This window comes from Streptomyces sp. N35 (genome assembly GCF_016464295.1).
GTDB lineage: Bacteria > Actinomycetota > Actinomycetes > Streptomycetales > Streptomycetaceae > Streptomyces.
On the sequence record NZ_JAEIMH010000020.1, the window covers coordinates 88456 to 109983 of the forward strand.

The following is a 21528-nucleotide window of genomic DNA, read 5'->3' on the forward strand; positions in this document are numbered from 1 at the left end:
GCCGCCCCCCCCCCCCGCCCCGGGCCCCGCCCCCCGCCCCCCCCCCCCCCGGCGCGGGGTGGCGCCCGCCGCGGATCTCGCGGCCAGTGCGCTCAACCCCTCGATGGACTCCTGGGACCAGGCACCGGCCGCCTCGGCCCTGGAAGACCTGGTGACCCGGGCGCTCGCGGCCGAGGTCTACGGGAGCGATGCCACCGAGTCGCACGGGAGCGGCGCCAGCGGGTCGTACGGGAGCGGCACCCCCGGGTCGTACGGGAGCGGCGCCCCCGGGACGCGCGGGAGTGACGCCACCGAGTCGTACGGGAGCGACGCCCCCGCGCCCTGCAGGGCGGAGCCCGACGCCCTGAGCACCACCGGCGGCACCGAGTCCAACCAGCTCGCCCTGCTGCTCGCCCGTGAACTCCTCGGCCCCGTCCAGGTGTTGGCCGGTGCCAACGCCCACCACTCCCTCCACCGCGCCGCCTGGCTGCTCGGCCTGCCCGAACCCGTCACCATCCCCGCCCCCGCCGGGCTCCTCGACCCCGCCGCGCTCGACGAAGCCCTCACCGAACTGCCCGGCCCGAAACTCGTCATCGCCACCGCCGGCACCACCGACGCCGGGCTCATCGACCCCCTGGACGAGATCGCCGACCTGTGCACCGCCCACGGGGCCCGACTGCACATCGACGCGGCGTACGGCGGCGGGCTCCTGTTCAGCCGTACGCACCGGGGAAAGCTCCGGGGCCTCGAGCGCGCCCACACGGTCACGCTCGACCTGCACAAACTGGGCTGGCAGCCCGTGGCCGCCGGCTTCCTGGCCGTACGGGACACCGGCGACCTCGAGCCACTGGGCCACCGCGCCGACTACCTCAACGCCGAGGACGACACCGAAGCGGGCCTGCCCGACCTCCTCGGCCGCTCCCTGCGCACCACCCGCCGCCCCGACATCCTCAAGACGGCCGTCACCTGGCGCGCACTCGGCAGACAGGGCCTCGGCGAGCTGGTCGACCAAGTGTGCGCCCTCGCCCAGGAGTTCGCCGACGCGATCGAGACCCACGACGGCTTCGAGCTGTACGACCGGCCCGCCCTCAGCACCGTCCTGTTCCGCCCTCGCGCGGCCACGGACGACGACCTGGCCTCCGTGCGCAGAGAGCTGCTCACCGAAGGGCGCGCCGTACTCGGCCGCGCCCGCCTCGACGGGCGGCTCTGGCTCAAGGCCACCCTGCTCAATCCGTACACATCAAGCGGCGAACTCGCCGCACTGCTGCACCTGGTGGAACGCCACCTCGTAGAACCTGTGGAAGGACACACGCCCCGATGACCCTGCCGATGAACAGCGGCGCCCCAGCCCCCGAAGAGCCCCAGGACCTGGTGGGCATCGGCATCGGGCCGTCCAATCTGTCGCTCGCCGCCCTGGCGCACCCGCTGACGGAACTGCGCACCGCGTTCTACGAGCAGCGGCCCGGCTTCCACTGGCACCCCGGTCTGCTCATCGAAGGCGCCACGCTCCAAGTGCCCTTCCTCGCCGACCTGGTGACCCTCGCCGACCCCACCAGCCCCTGGAGCTTCCTCAACTACCAGCGTGAGCAGGAACGGCTCTTCCCGTTCTACTTCGCCGAGAAGTTCCACATCCAGCGCTCCGAGTACGACGCGTACTGCCGCTGGGTCAGCGGACAGCTGCCCGGGCTGCACTTCGGCCACCAGGTCGACGCGGTGCGCTGGAACCCCGAACGCGCCCTGTTCGAGGTCGACTTCACCCAGCTCGACGCCGACGGGGAAGCCGAGGCCCTGGGCCGCACGTACACCCGCAATGTCGTCCTCGGCGTGGGCACCGCTCCCTACGTCCCGCAGACGCTGCGGCCGCTCGTCGGGGTGCCGGGCGTGCCGGTGATCCACGCCGCCGACTACCTCGCCGCGCGCGACACCCTCCTGGCGGCCGGGCATGTCTCCCTCCTACCGTCATCGGCTCGGGGCAGTCGGGGGCCGAGATCTTCCTCGACCTGCTCAAGGCCCGGCCCGCCGGCGCCGAGAAGATCCACTGGCTGGCGCGCACCGAGGCGTTCGCGCCCATGGAGTACTCCAAGCTCGGGCTCGAACACTTCACCCCGGACTACACCGGCTACTTCCACGCGCTGCCGGAAGCCGTACGCGACCGCCTCGTGCCCGCCCAGTGGCAGCTGCACAAGGGCATCGACACCGACACCATCGCCGCCATCCACGAGGAGCTCTACCAGCGCACCCTGGGCGGCGGCTGGCCGGACGCGACCCTCACCCCCGGCGTGACCGTCCGCACCGCGGGACGCGTCGGCGCCACCAAGGTCGAGCTGCACCTCGAACACGCCCAGCAGGGCACCCGGTCCCGCCTCACCACCGACGCCGTCGTGCTGGCGACCGGCTACCAGGAGCGGCCGCTCGACCAGATGCTCGCGGGCCTCGACTCGTACATGCGGCGCGACGGTTCCGCACGGCCGCGGATCAGCGAGGACCACCGGCTGCTGCTCGACCCGTCGGTCACCGGGTCGGTGTACGTGCAGAACGCGGAACGGCATACGCACGGGGTGGGCGCCCCGGACCTCGGTCTGATGGCGTGGCGCAGCGCGTCGATCCTCAACACCCTCACCGGCAATCAGCCGTATGTGATGCCGAAGCGGACCGCGTTCACCACCTTCGGTCTGGACCCGGCGGCGCTGGAACGCCGCGAGCCGGAACGCAAGGGGACGCTCGTGCCGCTCAAGGGCTGAGGACGTTCTTTTGCGACGGGGGCCGGTCCCTCTCGTACGACGGGGCCGTTCCTTCGCGCACGACGGGGGCCGGTCCTTCGCGGACCGGCCCCCTCGCTGTCCGTACGGGCCCGTCAGAAGACCGGCACGCCGTCCCGCGTCAGCTTCCAGTCCACGGAGGCGAACGCGGCCGGATCGACCGTGCCCTTCGCCGTCACCCACTGGATGATCGTGTTACGGATCTCCTCCGAGTTCGACCACACCTGCTTGGCGCCCGGAACGTGCGGGAAGTTGCCGCCGCCGCTCGCCCGGTAGTTGTTCACCGCGAGCACGAACTCGGCCGCCGGGTCCAGCGCCTTGCCCTCGAACCGCAGGTTCACGATCCGGGAGCCGGCCGGCTTGGCGATGTCGATCTCGTACGTCACGCCGTACACGGCGTCGTAGTTGTAGTCCGGAATGTTCTCGGCGTTCGTCAGCTTCGCCGGGTCCACGGCGGCGCCGGCCGGGGTCTGCACGTAGTAGCGCGCCGAGTACTCCAGGTACTCCTTGAGCTGTGCACCCGTGATCAGCCGCGCTTCGAGGGTGTTCTCGAACGGGTAGAGGCCGGCCGCGTCACGGATCGTCACCTCGCCCGCCGGGATCGCGGCGGTCCGCGAGAAGCAGGAAGCCTGCGAGATCACCGGCAGCGCGGCGTAACTGCCGCCCGCGAGCGCCGCCTTCACCGTCTCGGCCTGGACATGGCTGATCAGGTCGATGATCGGTACATCCTTGTACGGGCCCTCGGCCGTCGACATCGCGGCGAGCGAGGTGCCGATGACCTGGTTCACGTACGCCACGACCTTCTCGTGCTCGTCCCCGAGCAGCCCTGTGATCGCCGGGTCCTCCTCCACCGCGTTGGAGTTGAGCACCTGGGCCGCGACCTTCTCGACCGTCCAGCGGCCCTTCGACCAGACCAGATCGAAGTCGAACAGCGTCAGTCGCTGGCCCCACTTGAGGGGCTCGGAGAGGACGACCTGCTCACCCGTCTCCTTGTTCGTGACGAAGTACTCCGGGATCTCGGTGTGCGCGTGGCCCACCAGGATCGCGTCGATGCCCGGCACCTGCTCGGCCACCAGACCCGCCGCGTTCTCGATGTACGGCAGCTGGTCACCGTACGAGGACGTGCCCGACGAACCGCTGTGCGCCGAGACGATCACCACGTCCGCGCCCATGGACCGCAGCTTCGGCACCCACTTCGCCGCCTGCTCCTCGAGGCCGGGGAAGGTCATCTTCCCCTGCACGTTCGCCTTGTCCCAGATCGCGATGCCGGGGTTCGTCAGACCGAGAACGGCGACCTTCACATCGCGGGCGCACGGGGTCCGCAGGCGGTGCATGCTGTACGGCGCGAAAGCCGGGCGCTGCGTCTTCGCGTCCAGCGCGTTGGCGCCGAGCAACGGGAAGTCGCACTGCTCCTCGAACTTGCGGAGCACCCCGATTCCGTAATTGAACTCGTGATTGCCGAGCGCCGCCGCGTCGTAGCCGATGCGGTTCATCGCCTGTGCCATCGGATGCACCGGACCACGCGCCGCCGTGATCGGGTCGACCTTGGCGTAGTAGTACGAAAGCTGCGTGCCCTGGATCGTGTCGCCCGCGTCGATGAGCAGCGTGTTGCGCCGGCCCTTCTCCTTGCGCACCTGGTTCACCAGGGTGGAGATCTTCGCCAGGCCCACATCGTTGTGCGCCTTGTCGTCGAACTCCTTGTCCGTGAAGTAGTCCCAGTTGAAGACGTTTCCGTGCAGATCCGTCGTGCCCATCACCGTGAACGAGTACCGCTTGGCGCGCCCCTTGCCGGCGGCGCCCGCAGCGGCCGGTTCGGCGGCGGCGGCCTGAGCCGAGGCGCCCGCGGCCAGCGCGACTCCCGTCGCGGCCGACGTACCGAGGAACGTCCTTCGATCGAGCGGCATTTCGTCTCTCCCTTGTGAGCAGTCCGTGAGCAGTCCTGCTGGTGAGGCAGCCCTGTGCAACGCGCGTAGATTCCGCACCTGTAACGCGCGTAGATTCTGCACCGCGAACCCCACCGGGCAACACCCTCAGCGAGTTGCGATCCGATGTCTCCCCGATGTCGGAACCGGGTGCAACAGTGACGAACACGCCCGCAACCATCGGAGAGGAACCCCATGGACGAGACCCTCGCCTTCACGCCGTACGGCACGCCCGAGTCGCCCCGCGTCGCCGTCAGCGGCGAGGCCCGCCTCGAGGTCGAGCCCGAATTCGCCCGGATCAGCGTCACCGTCCTCGCCCGCGGCACCGACCGGCGCGGCGCCCTCGACGACCTGAGCCGGCGCAACGCCGCCGTGCTCGACCTCATCAAGGGGTACGGGGACGCCGTCGAGAAGCTGGAGACCGGAGCCCTGTCCATCAGCCCCGAACTGGGCCGCCATGGGCGTTCCGAGCGTGTCCGCGCGTATCACGGGCGTGTCCATCTCACCGCCGAGCTCACCGACTTCACGGCGCTCGGCGAACTCACCACCCGTCTCGCCGACCTCGAGCTCACCCGCGTCGACGGGCCCTGGTGGGAGTTGCGCCCCGACTCGCCCGCATACAGCGAGGCGCGCCGTATGGCCGTGCACGAGGCGGTCCAGCGCGCCCGTGCCTATGCCGACGCTCTCGGCACCCGTCTCGACGCCTTGGTCGAACTCGCGGACGTGGGTGCCGAGCCGCCCGGGCTCTACCGTGACGCGATGCCGCAGATGAAGGCCATGGCCTTCGGTGGCGCCTCGGCCGGGGGCGCCGCCGCCCCGCCCCCCCCCCCCCGCCCCCCGCGCCAGACCGGCTCCGCCCCCCCCCCCGCCCCCCTCCCCCCGCCTCCCCCGCAGCTCTGACGCACAGCGGCTCAGGCGCCCCGGGTGCGGTCAACAAATGAAAGGAAGTTCGCACAATCGAGCATTCAACAGGCTTGAGCGGTAAGGGAAATGCTCATCGGAGCACCCCGGCGCACAATTCAACACTTGTCAATAACCTTTCACGTAAAGGTTGTTGAGTAGTCATGCCCAGCCAATTCTCTACCCGCCGGTAAGGCCTAGGCTCGAACCATGCGCCGAGCAAAGATCGTCTGTACCCTGGGGCCCGCCACCGACTCGTACGACCAGATCAAGGCACTGGTCGAAGCCGGAATGGACGTGGCCCGCTTCAACCTCAGCCACGGCACCTACGCCGAGCACGAGGAGCGCTACCAGCGCGTGCGGAAGGCATCCGACGAGACCGGCCGCAGCGTCGGTGTCCTCGCGGACCTTCAAGGCCCGAAGATCCGCCTCGGCCGCTTCAGCGAAGGTCCCGTACTCCTCGAACGCGACGACGAGTTCACCATCACCGTCGAAGAGGGCGTCGAGGGCGACCGCCAGACCTGCGGCACCACCTACGGCGGACTCGCCTCCGACGTGAGCGCCGGCGAGCGCATCCTCGTCGACGACGGCAAGGTGTGTCTCGAGGTCACCGAGGTGGACGGCCCCCGCGTCCGCACCCGCGTCGTCGAAGGCGGCATGGTCTCGGACCACAAGGGGCTCAACCTTCCCGGCGTCGCGGTGTCCGTCCCCGCGCTCTCCGAGAAGGACCAGGAAGACCTCCGCTGGGCGCTGCGCATCGGCGCCGACGTCATCGCCCTGTCCTTCGTGCGCAGCGGCCGCGACATCGAGGACGTGCACCGCATCATGCGCGAGGAGGGCCGTCGCCTCCCCGTCATCGCCAAGGTCGAGAAGCCCCAGGCCGTCGAGAACATCGACGACATCGTCGCCGCCTTCGACGGCATCATGGTCGCCCGCGGCGACCTCGGCGTGGAGATGCCCCTGGAGCAGGTGCCGATCGTCCAGAAGCGCGCCATCAAGCTGGCCAAGCGCAACGCGAAGCCGGTCATCGTCGCCACGCAGATGCTGGACTCGATGATCGACAACTCCCGCCCCACGCGCGCCGAGGCCTCCGACGTGGCGAACGCGGTGATCGACGGCACCGACGCGGTGATGCTCTCCGGCGAGACCAGCGTCGGCAAGTACCCGGTCGAGACCGTGCGCACCATGGGCCGCATCGTGGAGGCCGCAGAGGAGGACATCCTCGCCAAGGGCCTGCCGCCGCTGACCGAGCGCAACAAGCCCCGTACGCAGGGCGGGGCCGTCGCCCGGGCCGCCGCCGAGATGGGCGACTTCCTGGGGGCCAAGTACCTGGTCGCCTTCACGCAGTCCGGAGACACGGTCCGGCGCCTGTCGCGCTACCGCTCCCCGATCCCGCTGCTCGCCTTCACGCCGGACCAGGCCACCCGTTCCCAGCTCAACCTCACATGGGGCGTGGAGACCTTCCTCGGCCCGCACGTCGACTCCACGGACGCGATGGTCGCCCAGGTCGACGAGCTGCTCCTGAAGTACGGGCACTGCCGCAAGGGCGACGTGGTCGTGATCACGGCGGGCTCCCCGCCCGGTGTCGCGGGCTCGACCAACCTGGTCCGCGTCCACCACATCGGCGAGGACGACGCACCGCGCTGAACCCTGTCGCACAGGCCCCACGCGCCGAGGCCTTTCGGTGCGCGGGGCCTTCGCGCGCCGTGACGTGACCACCGTCACAGGTACCGCCTAAGCGTTCGCTCAGTCATCCTGATAGGACGGTGCACACGGCACGCACCGCCGTGCGCGCAGTCCGACCAGAACTGGAGCGAGACCCCCATGGGTGAGAAGAACACCGTCAAGTTCCCGCAGGAAGTCATCGACGAGTACGCGGCACTCGGCGTGGACCTGCCCGCCCTCTTCTCGGCCGGCGACCTCGGCACCCGCATGGGCGTCGAGATCAAGGAGGCCGCGGCCGACCGCGTCGTGGGCACCATGCCGGTCGAGGGCAATACCCAGCCCTACGGACTGCTGCACGGAGGCGCCTCCGCCGTACTCGCCGAGACCCTCGGCTCGGTCGGCGCCATGCTGCACGGCGGCTCCGGCAAGATCGCCGTCGGCGTCGACCTCAACTGCACCCACCACCGCGGGGCGCGCTCCGGTCTCGTCACCGGGGTGGCGACGCCCGTGCACCAGGGGCGTTCGACGGCCACGTACGAGATCGTGATCACCGACGACCAGGACCGCCGGGTGTGCACCGCGCGGCTGACCTGTCTGCTGCGGGACGTGAACCCGGGCGACGAGGCGCGCATGCGCGGCTGACGCGTACCACCAACTCCCCTGAGGGGCACCCCGGTTGATACGGGGTGCCCCTCCTTTCTTTGGTCTGCACGGGCTTTGTTTGCTCTGCGCGGACCTTGTTTGCTCTGCACGCACCTTGCCCCGTACATCCACCCCTCATTAGCTTCAGGGACATGAGGCCCGCCGCCCCACGCCGAGCAATCCTCGCCCTGGCGGCCGTCTGTGCCATCGCGGCGCCCCTGACCGGGTGTTCGGGCGCGGACGACGACCGCTCCGGGCCCGGTCCCTCCCCGCGCACCAGTTCCGATACGGAGATCTGTATCGCGCTCGTCGGCTACTGGTCCAAAGAGGTCTTTCTCGAACGACCCACCTCGGGCCGGGATTTCATGCAGAAAGGCCTCTCCAACGGACAGAACGAGATTCTGCTCGACGCGGTCGACGCGGCCCGGAAAGAGCGCAAACGGACCGATACGGACGCCGCGTTGAAGGTGCTCGACGCATCCGTGGAAAAGGGATGCGTCGAGCGCTACCGGAACGGAAAGCCCACCGAGGGCATCTGGCGCGAACCGAGCGCGACCCCGCCCGGGAGCGGCTCCGCGTCGCCCTCACCCTGAGTAGTCACCGGTCAGGGGACGGGCACATTCCGTTCATGCCGGAAATCAAACTCCTCATTTTCCGGAATCCCTTATTCAGGCTGGAGGATTCCCGGCAGGTGTCAGGAGCAAGATCCCCTCAAGCCCCTTAGCGGAACTGCCACTTCTCACTATGTGAACACCAGAAACACGGCCGAGAAGTCCGTTTGGCCCGCACTGTTCCGCCGGGAATTCAAAGCTCATAACAAGAGAGTCACATCTGCCCTTCGCAGGTCCCCAGGCCCGTCACCTGCGCTTAGAGTCACGGCCAGTCACCGCGCCGCCGGGCGCGAACTGAAGAGCACGGCCTTGTACCACCACCAGTACGGCCCGGCGATCAGTACGGCCCTCACGTCGAGGAAGCCGGCGCCAGGGAAAGGACCCATCGTGCGTAACCGTTCCTTGCTCATACTCACTTCGGTGTTGACCACCGGAGCTCTCACCCTCACCGCTTGTGGTTCGCGCGACGAAGGCAACGGCGACAAGGGCGGCGACAAGACCACCGTTGTCATCGGCGTCGACTCGCCGACCTCCGGCGACCTGTCCGCCCTGGGTCTGGGCATCAAGAACTCCGCCGACCTCGCGGCCAAGACCGCGAACAAGGAGGAGTACGTCAAGGGCATCGAGTTCAAGGTCGAGGCCAAGGACGACCAGGCCCAGCCGAACGTCGGCCAGCAGAACGCGGCCGAGTTCATCGGCATGGACGACGTCGTCGGCGTCGTCGGCCCGCTGAACTCCAGCGTCTCGCAGTCGATGCAGAAGCCGTTCAACGACGCCGGCCTCACCCAGGTCTCCCCGGCCAACACCGGTACCGAGCTGACCCAGGGCGACGGCTGGAAGTCCGGCGACAGCAAGCGCCAGTTCAAGACGTTCTTCCGTACCGCCACCACGGACGAGATCCAGGGTGCCTTCGCCGCGAACTACCTGTACAACACGGCGAAGATCAAGAACGTCTACCTGATCGACGACCAGAAGACCTACGGCGCCGGCCTCGCCGCGTCGTTCAAGGACACCTTCACCAAGCTCGGCGGCAAGATCGTGGGCAGCGACCACGTCAACCCCGAGGACCGTGACTTCAACGCGGTCGTCACCCAGGTCAAGAAGACCGGCGCCGACGCTGTCTACTACGGCGGCGAATACCCCGCGGCCGGTCCGCTGAGCCAGCAGCTCAAGGACGCCGGCAACAAGATCCCGCTCATGGGCGGCGACGGCATCTACAGCGCCGACTTCATCAAGCTGAACAAGAAGGCCGAGGGCGACCTCGCGACCTCCGTCGGCAAGCCCGTCGAGCAGCTCGACTCCGCCAAGAAGTTCATCGCGGACTACAAGGCGGCCGGCTACAAGGACGCGTACGAGGCCTACGGCGGCTCCACCTACGACGCCACCTGGGCGATCATCGAGGCCGTCAAGATCGCGGTCGAGGAGAACGACGGCAAGCTCCCCGAGGACGCCCGCGCCAAGGTGCTCGAGGCCATGGCCAAGGTCAAGTTCTCCGGCGTCACCGGTGAGGTCTCGTTCGACGAGTTCGGCGACACGACCAACACCATGATGACCGCCTACCAGGTGGAGAAGGGGGCTTGGGCCCCGAAGTTCAGCGAGGCGGTCAAGCCGCAGTCGTAGTCCCGCTCTCCCCGACTCATTGACCCAGACCGCGCGGGAGCGCTACCAGCGCTCCCGCGCGGTGCCATATCCGAACCACTCCACGGAGGCCTTGCGGTGAACGAACTGCCGCAGCAGCTGGCCAATGGACTCATCCTCGGCGCGATGTACGGTCTCATCGCAGTCGGTTACACGATGGTCTACGGCATTGTCCAGCTCATCAACTTCGCCCATGGCGAGATATTCATGATCGGGGGCTTCGGCGCCCTGACCATCCACCTCTGGTTCCCCGACGCCCCCCTGCTCGCGCTCATCCCGCTGATGATCGTTTTCGCGGTGATCTGCTCGGTCGCAGTCGGCGCCGCCGCCGAACGCTTCGCCTACCGGCCGCTGCGAGGCGCGCCGAGGCTGGCCCCGCTCATCACCGCCATCGGCCTTTCGCTCGTCCTCCAGCAGGCCATCTGGAAGTGGTACCCGGACGCGACGAAGGACCAGCCCTTCCCGCAGTTCGAGGGCGACCCGCTCTCCTTCCTCGGTGCCGACATCAAGGTGAACTCCCTGTTCATCCTGATCGCCGCCCCGATCTGCATGATCGCCCTCGGCTACTTCGTCAACAAGACCCGCGCCGGCCGCGGTATGCAGGCCACCGCGCAGGACCCCGACACCGCCAAGCTGATGGGCGTCAACACCGACCGCATCATCGTGATGGCCTTCGCCATCGGTGCCGCGTTCGCCGCCATCGCGGCCGTCGGCTACGGCCTCCACCAGGGCCAAGTCGGCTACCTCATGGGCCTCATCATGGGGCTCAAGGCCTTCACCGCAGCCGTACTCGGCGGCATCGGCAACATCTACGGCGCCATGCTCGGCGGCATCGTCCTCGGTCTCGCCGAAGCCCTCGCCACCGGCTACATGGCCGACGTCCCCGGCATGGACCTCTTCGGCGGCGGCGCCTGGAAGGACGTCTGGGCCTTCGTGCTCCTGATCGTCGTCCTGCTCGTGCGGCCCCAGGGGCTGCTCGGCGAACGCGTCGCGGACAGGGCGTGAGCACCATGGCAACCATCACCAAGAACTCCGCGGCCGGCACCGACAACACCCCAGGCCCCCTCGTCACCCTGCCCGCCTCCGGCGCCCGGCTCGCGACCCTCGCGGGCTCCGTCATCACCCTCGCCGGCACCTTCATGGCGTGGACCTGGACCTCCGAGTTCCCCGGCGACCTCACCGTCACCGGATACCCGGCCGGACTCCAGATGCTCGTCCTCATCGGTGCCGCACTCACCCTGCTCTTCGCCCTCTCGGGCCAGGGCATCCGAGGCCTCGGCTGGCTCACCCCGGGCGGCGCCAACGCGGCCACCCGGCTCACCGCCCTCGGCACCCTGGGCACCATCGGCTACACCATGGGCGCCATCGCCGCAGAGCTCGGCGGCGTCGTCAACCTCGAACCCGGAGCCTGGGTCACCGGCATCGGCGCACTCATCGCCGCCGTCGCCGCCCTCGCCCTGCCGTTCGACCAGCCCTACCCGGCCGGCGAACCCGACACGGGCGCATGGGCACGCTTCCGGCACAGCCTCACCGCGCCCCCGGCGCCGCGGGCCACCGCCAAGCTGTCCTCCTGGGCCGAAATCCTCATCATCATCGTGGGCTTCGCCCTCGCCCTGGTCGTCTTCACCTACGGCGTCGGCGCCGACACCAAGGAAGCGGAACCCTTCATCGGGTACCTCATCACGGTCGGCTTCTGCTTCACCGCCGCCAACCGCTCCGGCCTCGTCAGCCGCCTCACCGCACTCACCAACAAGCACCGCAACGTCGCACTGACCGCCGCGTTCGCCGCCGCGCTCTGCTTCCCCTTCACCCAGGACAGCGACTACTTCGCCCTCGTCGGGACCAACATCCTGATCTTCGCGACCGTAGCCCTCGGCCTCAACGTCGTCGTCGGCCTCGCCGGCCTCCTCGACCTCGGATACGTGGCCTTCCTCGGCGTCGGCGCCTACACGGCGGCGCTCGTCTCCGGCACCAGCTCCTCCGTGTTCGACGTGCAGTTCCCCTTCTGGGCCGCCGTCCTCGCCGGCGCCGGCGCCTCGCTGATCTTCGGCGTCCTCATCGGCGCCCCCACCCTGCGGCTGCGCGGCGACTACCTCGCCATCGTCACCCTCGGCTTCGGCGAAATCTTCCGCATCACGGTCAACAACCTGAACGGCCAGGCCGGACCCGACCTCACCAACGGCGCCCAGGGCATCACCCAGATCCCCGACGTCCAGATCTTCGGCTGGGACCTCGGGCAGCCCACCACCATCGCGGGCTTCGAACTCGGCAGGAACGCCAACTACTTCCTGCTCATGCTGTTCTTCACCGCCATCGTCGTCATGGTCTTCCGACGCTCCGGTGAGTCCCGCATCGGCCGCGCCTGGGTCGCCATCCGCGAGGACGAGACCGCCGCCACCGCCATGGGCATCAACGGCTTCCGCGTCAAGCTGATCGCCTTCGCCCTCGGCGCCACCCTCGCCGGCCTCGCCGGCGCCGTACAGGCCCACGTCTCGTACTCCGTCACACCGGACTCGTACAAGTTCGCCAGTACCTCGCCGCCCAACTCGGCCTTCCTGCTCGCCGCCGTCATCCTCGGCGGCATGGGAACCGTCAGCGGACCGCTCATCGGCGGCGCACTGCTCTTCCTCATCCCGGCCAAGCTCGGCTTCATGGAGAACTACCAGCTCCTCGCCTTCGGCCTCGCCCTGATCATCCTCATGCGCTTCCGCCCCGAGGGCATCATCGCGGACCGCCGCAAGAAGCTGGAGTTCCACGACACCGGCCAACTCGACGTACCAGAACAACGATTGCCACCTGAAGGCGGCGTCAGTGCCACAAAGGCAGGGGCGTGACCACATGACCAGCAACGGATCCAGCCCCGTCCTCGACGCCAGCGGCGTCACCATGCGCTTCGGCGGCCTCACCGCCGTCCGCAGCGTCGACCTCACCGTCAACAGCGGCGAGATCGTCGGCCTCATCGGCCCCAACGGCGCCGGCAAGACCACCTTCTTCAACTGCCTCACCGGCCTGTACGTCCCCACCGAGGGCAAGGTCAGCTACAAGGGCACCGTCCTGCCGCCCAAGCCCCACCTCGTCACCCAGGCAGGCATCGCCCGTACCTTCCAGAACATCCGGCTCTTCGCCAACATGACCGTTCTGGAGAACGTCCTCGTCGGCCGGCACACCCGAACCAAAGAAGGACTCTTCTCCGCCCTCGTACGAGGCCCCGGCTTCAAGAAGGCCGAGAAGGAATCCAAGGAACGGGCCATGGAACTCCTCGAGTTCACCGGCCTCGCAAAGAAGGCGGACCACCTCTCCCGCAACCTGCCCTACGGCGAGCAGCGCAAGCTCGAGATCGCCCGCGCCCTCGCCAGCGAACCCGGCCTCCTGCTCCTCGACGAGCCCACCGCCGGCATGAACCCGCAGGAAACCCGGGCCGCGGAAGAACTCATCTTCGCCATCCGCGACCAAGGCGTCGCCGTCCTCGTCATCGAGCACGACATGCGGTTCATCTTCAACCTCTGCGACCGCGTCGCCTGTCTCGTCCAAGGCGAAAAGCTCGTCGAGGGCACCCCCGAGGTCGTCCAGCGCGACGAACGCGTCATCGCCGCCTACCTCGGCACCCCCTTCGAGGGCGCCCCCGGCGCCGAAGAACTCGCCGAAGTCGAAGCAGCGGAGGCCGCAGCACCCAGCACCAACTCCCGCACGGAGGACGCCCAGTGACCGCACTGCTCGAGGTCGAGGACCTCAAGGTCGCCTACGGCAAGATCGAAGCCGTCAAGGGCATCTCCTTCAGCGTCGAAGCAGGCCAGGTCGTCACCCTCATCGGCACCAACGGTGCGGGCAAGACCACCACCCTGCGCACCCTGTCCGGACTGCTCAAGCCGCTCTCCGGCAGCATCACCTTCGACGGCAAACCGCTGCGGAAGTACCGCGCCGACCAGATCGTGGCACTGGGCCTCGCCCACTCGCCCGAAGGCCGGCACATCTTTCCCCGTATGACCATCGAGGACAACCTCCGCCTCGGCGCGTACCTCCGCGACGACAAAGAGGACATCCTCAAGGACATCCAGGCCGCCTACGACCTCTTCCCCATCCTCGGGGAACGCCGCAAGCAGGCCGCCGGAACCCTCTCCGGAGGCGAACAGCAGATGCTCGCCATGGGCCGCGCCATGATGTGCCGGCCCAAGCTGCTCATGCTCGACGAGCCCTCCATGGGCCTCTCGCCGATCATGATGCAGAAGATCATGGAGACCATCGTCGAGCTCAAGTCCCGCGGCACGACGATCCTCCTGGTCGAACAGAACGCCCAGGCGGCCCTCTCCCTCGCGGACCAGGGTCACGTCATGGAGGTCGGCAACATCGTCCTGTCCGGCACCGGCCAGGACCTCCTCCACGACGAGTCCGTCCGCAAGGCGTACCTCGGCGAGGACTGACGGTTCTCTGCACGCAGAAAGGGCCCTGCTTCTCGTCCGTACGAGAAACAGGGCCCTTTCCGTGAAAACTACTGACCGCCCTTGGCCGCCTTCTTCTCCTCGGCGTCCTCGATCACGGCCTCCGCCACCTGCTGCATCGAAAGCCGCCGGTCCATCGACGTCTTCTGGATCCACCGGAACGCGGCGGGCTCACTCAGCCCGTACTCGGTCTGCAGGATGGACTTCGCCCGGTCCACCAGCTTCCGCGTCTCCAGCCGCAGCGTGAGGTCCGCGACCTCCTTCTCCAGCGTCTTCAGCTCCGTGTACCGCGACACGGCCATCTCGATCGCCGGCACCACGTCACCCTTGCTGAAGGGCTTCACCAGATACGCCATCGCACCGGCGTCCCGCGCCCGCTCCACCAGATCCCGCTGCGAGAACGCGGTCAGCATCAGCACAGGGGCGATGCTCTCCTCGGTGATCTTCTCCGCGGCGGAGATGCCGTCCAGCTTCGGCATCTTCACATCGAGGATCACAAGATCCGGCTTGTGCTCACGTGCGAGCTCGATGGCCTGCTCGCCGTCCCCGGCCTCACCGACGACGGTGTAGCCCTCTTCCTCGAGCATCTCTTTCAGGTCGAGCCTGATGAGCGCTTCGTCCTCGGCGATGACGACACGGGTCGTCAGCGGGGGCACGTGCGACTGGTCGTCGTCGGCTACGGGCTGGGGCGACTCGGGGGCGGTCACTGGGGGCTCCTCTGGGGCCGGGCCTGGCAGGTGCTGCTGCTTGCAGCCTACCTAGCTGCGTTGGGCTGCGGTGACCCGGTACACTTCCGGCAGCCGATCACGCCGGGTTGGTGGAAGGGTATACACGGAGGTCTCAAACACCTCTGCCCGTGAGGGCTTGCGGGTTCGAATCCCGCACCCGGTACCTGAGGAAGCGGATGTTCACGTTCTCGTGAACATCCGCTTTTTGCTGCACAGCGTTGCGATCAGTCGCACACAGTGACGGAATGAATTTTCATGGCACAGAGGTGCGGCAGAAGGCGCTCACGCTGCTGAGGGGTGGCGCGAAGAACGCGCACGTGGCCCGCGAACTCAATGTTCCACTCGGAACCGTTGGCTACTGGAAGCACATGGATCGAGCGAAGCGTGGCGAGTGTCCGGGAGCGCACTACTCGCCCTGTCCTCGGTGTGACGGGGACCTCCGCGTGTCTGCGTACGCCTACCTGCTCGGCCTCTACCTGGGCGATGGCCACATCGCCCAGAGTCGCGCGATGCGCACACCCAGCCTGTCCATCTCCTGCGACGACATGCACCCCGGGCTCATGGACGAATGCGAGAGGGCCATGCGCGAAGTCTTTCCGTACAACTCGGTCTCGCAAGTGCAGCGCAAGGGATGCCACGAAGTGAAGCTGGCGTCCAAACACGTCCGGTGCCTGTTCCCCCAGCACGGCCCGGGCAAGAAGCACGAGCGAAAGATCGCACTCGAACCCTGGCAGCAGGAGATCGTCGCTGCATACCCCTGGGAGTTCATCCGAGGGCTGATCCACTCCGACGGCTGCCGGATCACCAACTGGACGACCCGGCTCGTCGCCGGGGCGAAGAAGCGGTACGAGTACCCCCGGTACTTCTTCACCAACAAGTCCGATGACATCCGGAAGTTGTGTACGGACGCACTCGACCACGTAGGCGTCGAGTGGACCACGCTGGCGCGCGGGCACGACCCGTTCAACATCTCCATCGCCCGCAAAGCAAGCGTCGCCCTCATGGACCAGCACGTCGGCCCCAAGTACTGACCCCCGACGCACACCCGCGACCGTCTACTTCGGCTCCAAGCGCACAACCACCGCCTTGCTCACCGGCGTATTGCTGGTGTCGGCCGTCGCGTCCAGGGGGATCAGGACGTTGGTCTCCGGGTAGTACGCGGCCGCGCAGCCCTTCGCCGTCGGGTAGTGGACGACGCGGAAGCCGGGGGCGCGGCGCTCCACGCCGTCCTTCCATTCACTGACCAGGTCCACGTAGGAGCCGTCCGTGAGTCCGAGCGACGCGGCGTCGTCGGGGTTGACGAGGACGACGCGGCGGCCGTTCTTGATGCCGCGGTAGCGGTCGTCGAGGCCGTAGATCGTGGTGTTGTACTGGTCGTGCGAGCGCAGGGTCTGCAACAGGAGGCGGCCTGCGGGCAGTTCGGGGTGTTCGACGGGTGCGGCGGTGAAGTTGGCCTTGCCGGTGGCGGTGGGGAAGCGGCGTTCGTCGCGCGGGGCGTGGGGGAGTGTGAAGCCGCCGGGTTGGGCGACGCGTGCGTTGAAGTCCTCGAAGCCGGGGATCACTGCGGCGATACGGTCCCGGATCGTGGTGTAGTCCTTCTCGAACTCCGTCCAGGGTGTACGGGTTGCCGAGCCGAGGACCCGCTGGGCGAGGCGGGCGACGATGGCGGGTTCGGAGAGCAGGTGCGGGCTCGCGGGCTGGAGGCGGCCGCGGGAGGCGTGGACCATGCCCATGGAGTCCTCGACGGTGACGAATTGTTCGCCGCTGCCTTGGAGGTCCTTCTCGGTGCGGCCGAGGGTCGGCAGGATCAGGGCGCGGGCGCCGGTGACGGCGTGGGAGCGGTTGAGTTTCGTCGAGACGTGGACGGTGAGGCGGGCGCGCCGCATCGCCGCTTCCGTGACCTCCGTATCGGGGCTGGCCGCCACGAAGTTGCCGCCCATGGCGAAGAACACTTTGGCTTCGCCGTCGCGGAGTGCGCGGATGGCCCGTACGACGTCGAGGCCGTGGTGGCGCGGGGGTGCGAAGCCGAACTCCTTCTCCAGGGCGTCGAGGAAGGCGGGTGCGGGCCGCTCGAAGATGCCCATGGTGCGGTCGCCCTGGACGTTGGAGTGGCCGCGGACGGGGCAGACGCCGACGCCGGGGCGGCCGATGTTGCCGCGCAGGAGAAGGAAGTTGACGACTTCGCGGATGGTGGGGACGGCGTGCTTGTGCTGGGTGAGGCCCATGGCCCAGCACACGATGGTGCGCTTCGAGGCGAGGATCATGCGCAGTGCTTCGTCGATTTTTTCGCGGGTCAGGCCGGTGGCGGTGAGGGTCTCGTCCCAGTCGGCCTGGCGCGCGGCGGTGGCGAACTCCTCGTATCCATGGGTGTGTTCGCGGATGAACTCCTCGTCGACGGCGCCTTCTGTCTCGAGGATCAGCTTGTTGAGGAGCCGGAAGAGGGCCTGGTCGCCGCCGAGGCGGATCTGCAGGAAGAGGTCGGTGAGGGCGGTGCCCTTGAGCATGCCCTGCGGGGTCTGCGGGTTCTTGAACCGCTCCATCCCGGCCTCGGGCAGCGGATTGACCGTGATGATCTTCGCGCCGCCCGCCTTGGCCTTCTCCAGGGCGGAGAGCATCCGGGGGTGGTTGGTGCCCGGGTTCTGGCCGGCGACGATGATCAGGTCGGCTTTGTAGAGGTCTTCGAGCAGCACGCTGCCCTTGCCGATGCCGATGGTTTCGACGAGGGCCGAACCGGAGGACTCGTGGCACATGTTGGAGCAGTCCGGCAGGTTGTTGGTGCCGAATTCGCGGGCGAAGAGCTGGTAGAGGAATGCCGCTTCGTTGCTGGTGCGGCCCGAGGTGTAGAAGACGGCCTCGTTGGGTGAGGTGAGGGCGTCGAGTTCCTCGGCGACGATGTCGAAGGCCCGCTCCCAGGTGACGGCTTCGTAGCGGTCGGCGCCCTCGGCGAGATACATGGGCTGGGTGAGCCGGCCCTGCTGGCCGAGCCAGTAGCCGCTGCGGCGGGCGAGGTCGCTCACCGGGTGCGCGGCGAAGAAGTCCGGGGTCACGCGGCGCAGCGTCGCCTCTTCGGCGACGGCCTTCGCGCCGTTCTCGCAGAACTCCGCCTTGTGCCGGTGTTCCGGCTCCGGCCAGGCGCAGCCGGGGCAGTCGAAGCCGTCCTTCTGGTTGACGCGAAGGAGGGTGAGCGCGGTGCGCTTGACGCCCATCTGCTGCTGCGCCATCCGCAGCGTATGGCCGATGGCGGGCAGCCCGGCGGCCGCGTGCTGCGGCGGCGCCACCTCGGGTGCGTCCTGGACGGGATCGCCGGCGGGGGGCTTGCCTGCCATGGCCGTTCTCCTTCGAGCGGTCTCTGTCGTACGTTCCGATCCTGCCACGCAGGAGTGACGGGGCTCACCCTCGGGGCGGGTGCGGTGCGGCCGGGTCTGACTGTCAGTGGGGCGTGGGAGGATCGGGGACGTGGCAGAGAAGACACCGAAATCGCAGCAGACACAGTCCCGACCGCGCCTGATGCTCATGGACGGGCACTCGCTCGCCTACCGGGCGTTCTTCGCGCTGCCCGCGGAGAACTTCACGACGGCGACGGGTCAGCCCACCAACGCGATCTACGGGTTCGCGTCGATGCTGGCGAACACCCTGCGTGACGAGGAGCCCACGCACTTCGCGGTGGCCTTCGACGTCTCGCGCAAGACGTGGCGGTCGACGGAGTTCCCCGAGTACAAGGCGAACAGGTCGAAGACCCCGGATGAGTTCAAGGGGCAGGTCGAGCTGATCGGCGAGGTCCTGGACGCGATGGACGTGGACCGGTTCGCGGTGGACGGCTTCGAGGCCGACGACGTCATCGCCACGCTCACCACCCAGGCCGAGGCCGCGGGCTTCGAGGTTCTGATCGTCACCGGCGACCGCGACTCGTTCCAGCTGGTGAGTGAGAACGTGACGGTGCTCTACCCGACCAAGGGTGTCTCGGAGCTCACCCGCTTCACGCCGGAGAAGGTCCAGGAGAAGTACGGGCTCACGCCGTCCCAGTACCCGGACTTCGCGGCGCTGCGCGGTGACCCGTCGGACAACCTGCCGGGCATCCCCGGCGTCGGCGAGAAGACCGCCGCGAAGTGGATCAATCAGTTCGGTTCCTTCGCCGAGCTCGTCGAGCGGGCCGAAGAGGTGAAGGGCAAGGCGGGCGCGAATCTGCGCGAGCACCTCGAAGCGGTGAAGACCAACCGCAGGCTGACCGAGATGGTCCGTGATGTCGAACTGCCCAAGTCCGCCACGGAGTTGGAGCGCCGGGCGTACGACCGCAAGGCGCTCGCGATGATCCTCGACACGCTCGAGATCCGTAACCCCTCGCTGCGTGAGCGGCTGCTCGCCGTGGACCCGGGCTCCGAGGAGGCCGAGGAGACGCCGGTGGCGCCCGGTGTCGAGGTCGACGGTCAGGTCCTGTCCACGGGCGAGCTGAAGCCCTGGCTCGACGAGCACGGCGCGCAGGTCCTGGGTCTGGCGAGCGTGGACGCGTGGGCGCTCGGCACGGGTTCGGTGGCCGAGGTCGCGCTCGCGTCCGGCGACGGGGCAGCGGCCTGGTTCGATCCGTCCGAGCTGGACGAGGCCGACGAGAAGGCCTTCGCCGCATGGCTCGCGGACGCGGACAGGCCGAAGGTCCTGCACAACGCGAAGAACGTGCTCCGTGTGTTCGCGGAGCACGGCTGGGCGGTGGAGGGCATCGCGATGGACAGCGCGCTCGCCGCGTACCTCGTGAAGCCCGGCCGCCGCTCCTTCGCACTCGACGCGCTCTCCCTCGAATACCTGGGCCGTGAGCTCGCTCCCGCCTCGGCGGCCGAGGGCCAGCTGGCGTTCGGCGCGGACGACAGCGCCGAGGCCGACGCCCTGATGCACCAGGCGCGCACCATCCTCGACCTGGGCACGACGTTCACCGAGAAGCTCAAGGAGGTCGGCGCGGCCGAGCTCCTCACCGACGTCGAGCTGCCGACGTCACTGCTCCTGGCCCGGATGGAGCGGTCCGGTATCGCCGCCGACCGGCCTCATCTCGAGGCGATGGAGCAGCAGTTCGCGGGCGCCGTGCAGCAGGCGGTCAAGGAAGCGCACGAGGCCGCGGGCCACGAGTTCAACCTGGGCTCGCCCAAGCAGCTCCAGGAAGTCCTCTTCGCCGAGCTCGGTCTGCCCAAGACGAAGAAGACCAAGACCGGCTATACGACGGACGCCGACGCGCTCGCCTGGCTCGCCGCCCAGACCGACAACGAACTGCCGGTCATCATGCTCCGCCACCGCGAGCAGGCGAAGCTGCGGGTCACGGTCGAGGGTCTGATCAAGACGATCGCCGCCGACGGCCGGATCCACACCACCTTCAGCCAGACCGTCGCCGCGACCGGCCGGCTCTCGTCCACCGAGCCGAACCTGCAGAACGTGCCGGTGCGCACCGACGAGGGCCGCGCCATCCGCCGCGGCTTCGTCGTCGGCGAGGGCTATGAGTCGCTGATGACGGCGGACTACAGCCAGATCGAGCTGCGCGTCATGGCCCACCTCTCCGAGGACGAGGGCCTGCTCGAGGCCTTCACCTCGGGCGAGGACCTGCACACCACGGTCGCCTCGCAGGTCTTCTCCGTGGAGAAGTCCGCGGTCGACGCCGAGATGCGCCGCAAGATCAAGGCCATGTCGTACGGCCTGGCGTACGGCCTGTCCGCGTTCGGACTCTCGCAGCAGCTGAACATCGACGCGGGCGAGGCCCGGGCCCTGATGGACACCTACTTCGAGCGCTTCGGTGGCGTACGGGACTATCTGCGCCGCGCTGTCGACGAGGCCCGCGCGACGGGCTACACGGCCACGATGCTCGGCCGCCGCCGCTACCTCCCGGACCTCAACAGCGACAACCGCCAGCGCCGCGAGGCGGCGGAGCGGATGGCGCTGAACGCGCCGATCCAGGGCACGGCGGCGGACATCGTCAAGATCGCGATGCTCAATGTCGACAAGGCCCTCCAGGCCGAACAGCTCACATCCCGCCTCCTCCTCCAGGTCCACGACGAAGTCGTCCTGGAGATCGCCCCCGGCGAGCGCGAACAGGTCGAGAGCCTGGTCCGCCGCGAGATGTCCTCGGCGGTGAGCCTGCGGGCGCCGCTGGATGTGTCGGTGGGCGTGGGAGCAGACTGGGAGTCGGCGGCGCACTGAGCGCACGTGACGCCTGCCGGGGCGGGGCTCCCCCGGGGCGGGCCCCGCCCGCGGGGGGTTTTCTGGCCCCGGGCCGG

15 protein-coding genes, 1 tRNA gene and 1 pseudogene are annotated in these 21528 nt (G+C 68.5%); 14 read left to right on the plus strand and 3 right to left on the minus strand.

The annotated features are described in order from the left end of the window. Together JAO81_RS13800 and JAO81_RS13805 are read left to right on the plus strand one after the other, a co-directional pair. A partial coding sequence (locus JAO81_RS13800; protein ID WP_233415326.1) for an aminotransferase class V-fold PLP-dependent enzyme occupies positions 1-1300 on the plus strand: 1300 nt, incomplete at its 5' end. Positions 1301-1308: 8 nt separating this feature from the next. Beyond that, positions 1309-2720, plus strand: a pseudogene (locus JAO81_RS13805) (lysine N(6)-hydroxylase/L-ornithine N(5)-oxygenase family protein). 113 nt (positions 2721-2833) lie between these two features. On the opposite strand, the gene JAO81_RS13810 reads toward JAO81_RS13805, so the two are convergent. Continuing rightward, positions 2834-4642 carry a bifunctional UDP-sugar hydrolase/5'-nucleotidase gene (locus JAO81_RS13810; protein ID WP_199548120.1) on the minus strand — a complete coding sequence of 603 codons (1809 nt, stop codon included), beginning with the start codon at positions 4640-4642 and terminating at the stop codon, positions 2834-2836. A 213-nt stretch (positions 4643-4855) separates the two neighbouring features. On the opposite strand from JAO81_RS13810, the gene JAO81_RS13815 reads away from it, so the two are divergent. From JAO81_RS13815 to JAO81_RS13855, 9 genes are all read left to right on the plus strand, one after another. After that, positions 4856-5560, plus strand: a complete 705-nt coding sequence (locus tag JAO81_RS13815; RefSeq protein ID WP_199548121.1) for an SIMPL domain-containing protein — start codon at positions 4856-4858, stop codon at positions 5558-5560. A gap of 210 nt (positions 5561-5770) precedes the next feature. Next, on the plus strand, positions 5771-7207 hold the full coding sequence (gene pyk / locus JAO81_RS13820; RefSeq protein WP_199548122.1) for a pyruvate kinase: 1437 nt from the start codon (positions 5771-5773) through the stop codon (positions 7205-7207). Between the two features lie 177 nt (positions 7208-7384). Next, entirely contained in the window at positions 7385-7867 is a 483-nt protein-coding gene (locus tag JAO81_RS13825) for a PaaI family thioesterase (RefSeq protein ID WP_199548123.1), read from the plus strand. 152 nt (positions 7868-8019) lie between these two features. Beyond that, entirely contained in the window at positions 8020-8460 is a 441-nt protein-coding gene (locus tag JAO81_RS13830; protein ID WP_199548124.1) for a hypothetical protein, read from the plus strand. 420 nt (positions 8461-8880) lie between these two features. Beyond that, positions 8881-10098 carry a branched-chain amino acid ABC transporter substrate-binding protein gene (locus JAO81_RS13835; RefSeq protein WP_199548135.1) on the plus strand — a complete coding sequence of 406 codons (1218 nt, stop codon included), beginning with the start codon at positions 8881-8883 and terminating at the stop codon, positions 10096-10098. Between the two features lie 96 nt (positions 10099-10194). Continuing rightward, positions 10195-11121: a branched-chain amino acid ABC transporter permease gene (locus JAO81_RS13840; RefSeq protein ID WP_165334312.1), complete on the plus strand. Its 927-nt coding sequence runs from the start codon at positions 10195-10197 to the stop codon at positions 11119-11121. A gap of 5 nt (positions 11122-11126) precedes the next feature. After that, the gene (locus tag JAO81_RS13845) at positions 11127-12950 is read left to right on the plus strand and encodes a branched-chain amino acid ABC transporter permease (RefSeq protein ID WP_199548136.1); all 1824 of its coding nucleotides are present in this window, start codon (positions 11127-11129) and stop codon (positions 12948-12950) included. A gap of 4 nt (positions 12951-12954) precedes the next feature. Continuing rightward, positions 12955-13821, plus strand: a complete 867-nt coding sequence (locus JAO81_RS13850; protein WP_199548125.1) for an ABC transporter ATP-binding protein — start codon at positions 12955-12957, stop codon at positions 13819-13821. Beyond that, positions 13818-14534 carry an ABC transporter ATP-binding protein gene (locus tag JAO81_RS13855; RefSeq protein WP_165334310.1) on the plus strand — a complete coding sequence of 239 codons (717 nt, stop codon included), beginning with the start codon at positions 13818-13820 and terminating at the stop codon, positions 14532-14534. The genes JAO81_RS13850 and JAO81_RS13855 overlap by 4 nt, the downstream gene beginning before the upstream one ends. 68 nt (positions 14535-14602) lie before the next feature. Here the strand turns inward: JAO81_RS13855 and JAO81_RS13860 are convergent, their stop codons facing one another. Then, positions 14603-15259, minus strand: a complete 657-nt coding sequence (locus JAO81_RS13860) for an ANTAR domain-containing response regulator (protein WP_199548126.1) — start codon at positions 15257-15259, stop codon at positions 14603-14605. Positions 15260-15360: 101 nt separating this feature from the next. Here JAO81_RS13860 and JAO81_RS13865 point away from each other — a divergent pair. Both JAO81_RS13865 and JAO81_RS13870 read left to right on the plus strand, forming a co-directional pair. Then, a tRNA-Leu gene (locus tag JAO81_RS13865) sits at positions 15361-15443 on the plus strand. 82 nt (positions 15444-15525) lie between these two features. Next, positions 15526-16311 (plus strand): helix-turn-helix domain-containing protein, encoded by a 786-nt coding sequence (locus JAO81_RS13870; protein ID WP_199548127.1) that lies wholly within the window; start codon positions 15526-15528, stop codon positions 16309-16311. A 24-nt stretch (positions 16312-16335) separates the two neighbouring features. Here the strand turns inward: JAO81_RS13870 and JAO81_RS13875 are convergent, their stop codons facing one another. Continuing rightward, entirely contained in the window at positions 16336-18606 is a 2271-nt protein-coding gene (locus tag JAO81_RS13875) for an FdhF/YdeP family oxidoreductase (RefSeq protein ID WP_199548128.1), read from the minus strand. 181 nt (positions 18607-18787) lie between these two features. Here JAO81_RS13875 and polA point away from each other — a divergent pair, with 181 nt between their 5' ends. Beyond that, positions 18788-21451 carry a DNA polymerase I gene (gene polA, locus JAO81_RS13880; protein WP_199548137.1) on the plus strand — a complete coding sequence of 888 codons (2664 nt, stop codon included), beginning with the start codon at positions 18788-18790 and terminating at the stop codon, positions 21449-21451. The last annotated feature ends 77 nt before the right edge of the window (positions 21452-21528 follow it).

Excerpts from the sequence above, each read along its gene's own strand:
- JAO81_RS13810 (WP_199548120.1), bottom strand. The coding sequence starts at position 4,642 with ATGCCGCTCGATCGAAGGACGTTCCTCGGTACGTCGGCCGCGACGGGA.
- JAO81_RS13815 (WP_199548121.1), top strand. The coding sequence starts at position 4,856 with ATGGACGAGACCCTCGCCTTCACGCCGTACGGCACGCCCGAGTCGCCC.
- pyk (WP_199548122.1), top strand. The coding sequence starts at position 5,771 with ATGCGCCGAGCAAAGATCGTCTGTACCCTGGGGCCCGCCACCGACTCG.
- JAO81_RS13825 (WP_199548123.1), top strand. The coding sequence starts at position 7,385 with ATGGGTGAGAAGAACACCGTCAAGTTCCCGCAGGAAGTCATCGACGAG.
- JAO81_RS13830 (WP_199548124.1), top strand. The coding sequence starts at position 8,020 with ATGAGGCCCGCCGCCCCACGCCGAGCAATCCTCGCCCTGGCGGCCGTC.
- JAO81_RS13845 (WP_199548136.1), top strand. The coding sequence starts at position 11,127 with ATGGCAACCATCACCAAGAACTCCGCGGCCGGCACCGACAACACCCCA.
- JAO81_RS13850 (WP_199548125.1), top strand. The coding sequence starts at position 12,955 with ATGACCAGCAACGGATCCAGCCCCGTCCTCGACGCCAGCGGCGTCACC.
- JAO81_RS13870 (WP_199548127.1), top strand. The coding sequence starts at position 15,526 with ATGAATTTTCATGGCACAGAGGTGCGGCAGAAGGCGCTCACGCTGCTG.
- JAO81_RS13875 (WP_199548128.1), bottom strand. The coding sequence starts at position 18,606 with ATGGCAGGCAAGCCCCCCGCCGGCGATCCCGTCCAGGACGCACCCGAG.
- polA (WP_199548137.1), top strand. The coding sequence starts at position 18,788 with ATGCTCATGGACGGGCACTCGCTCGCCTACCGGGCGTTCTTCGCGCTG.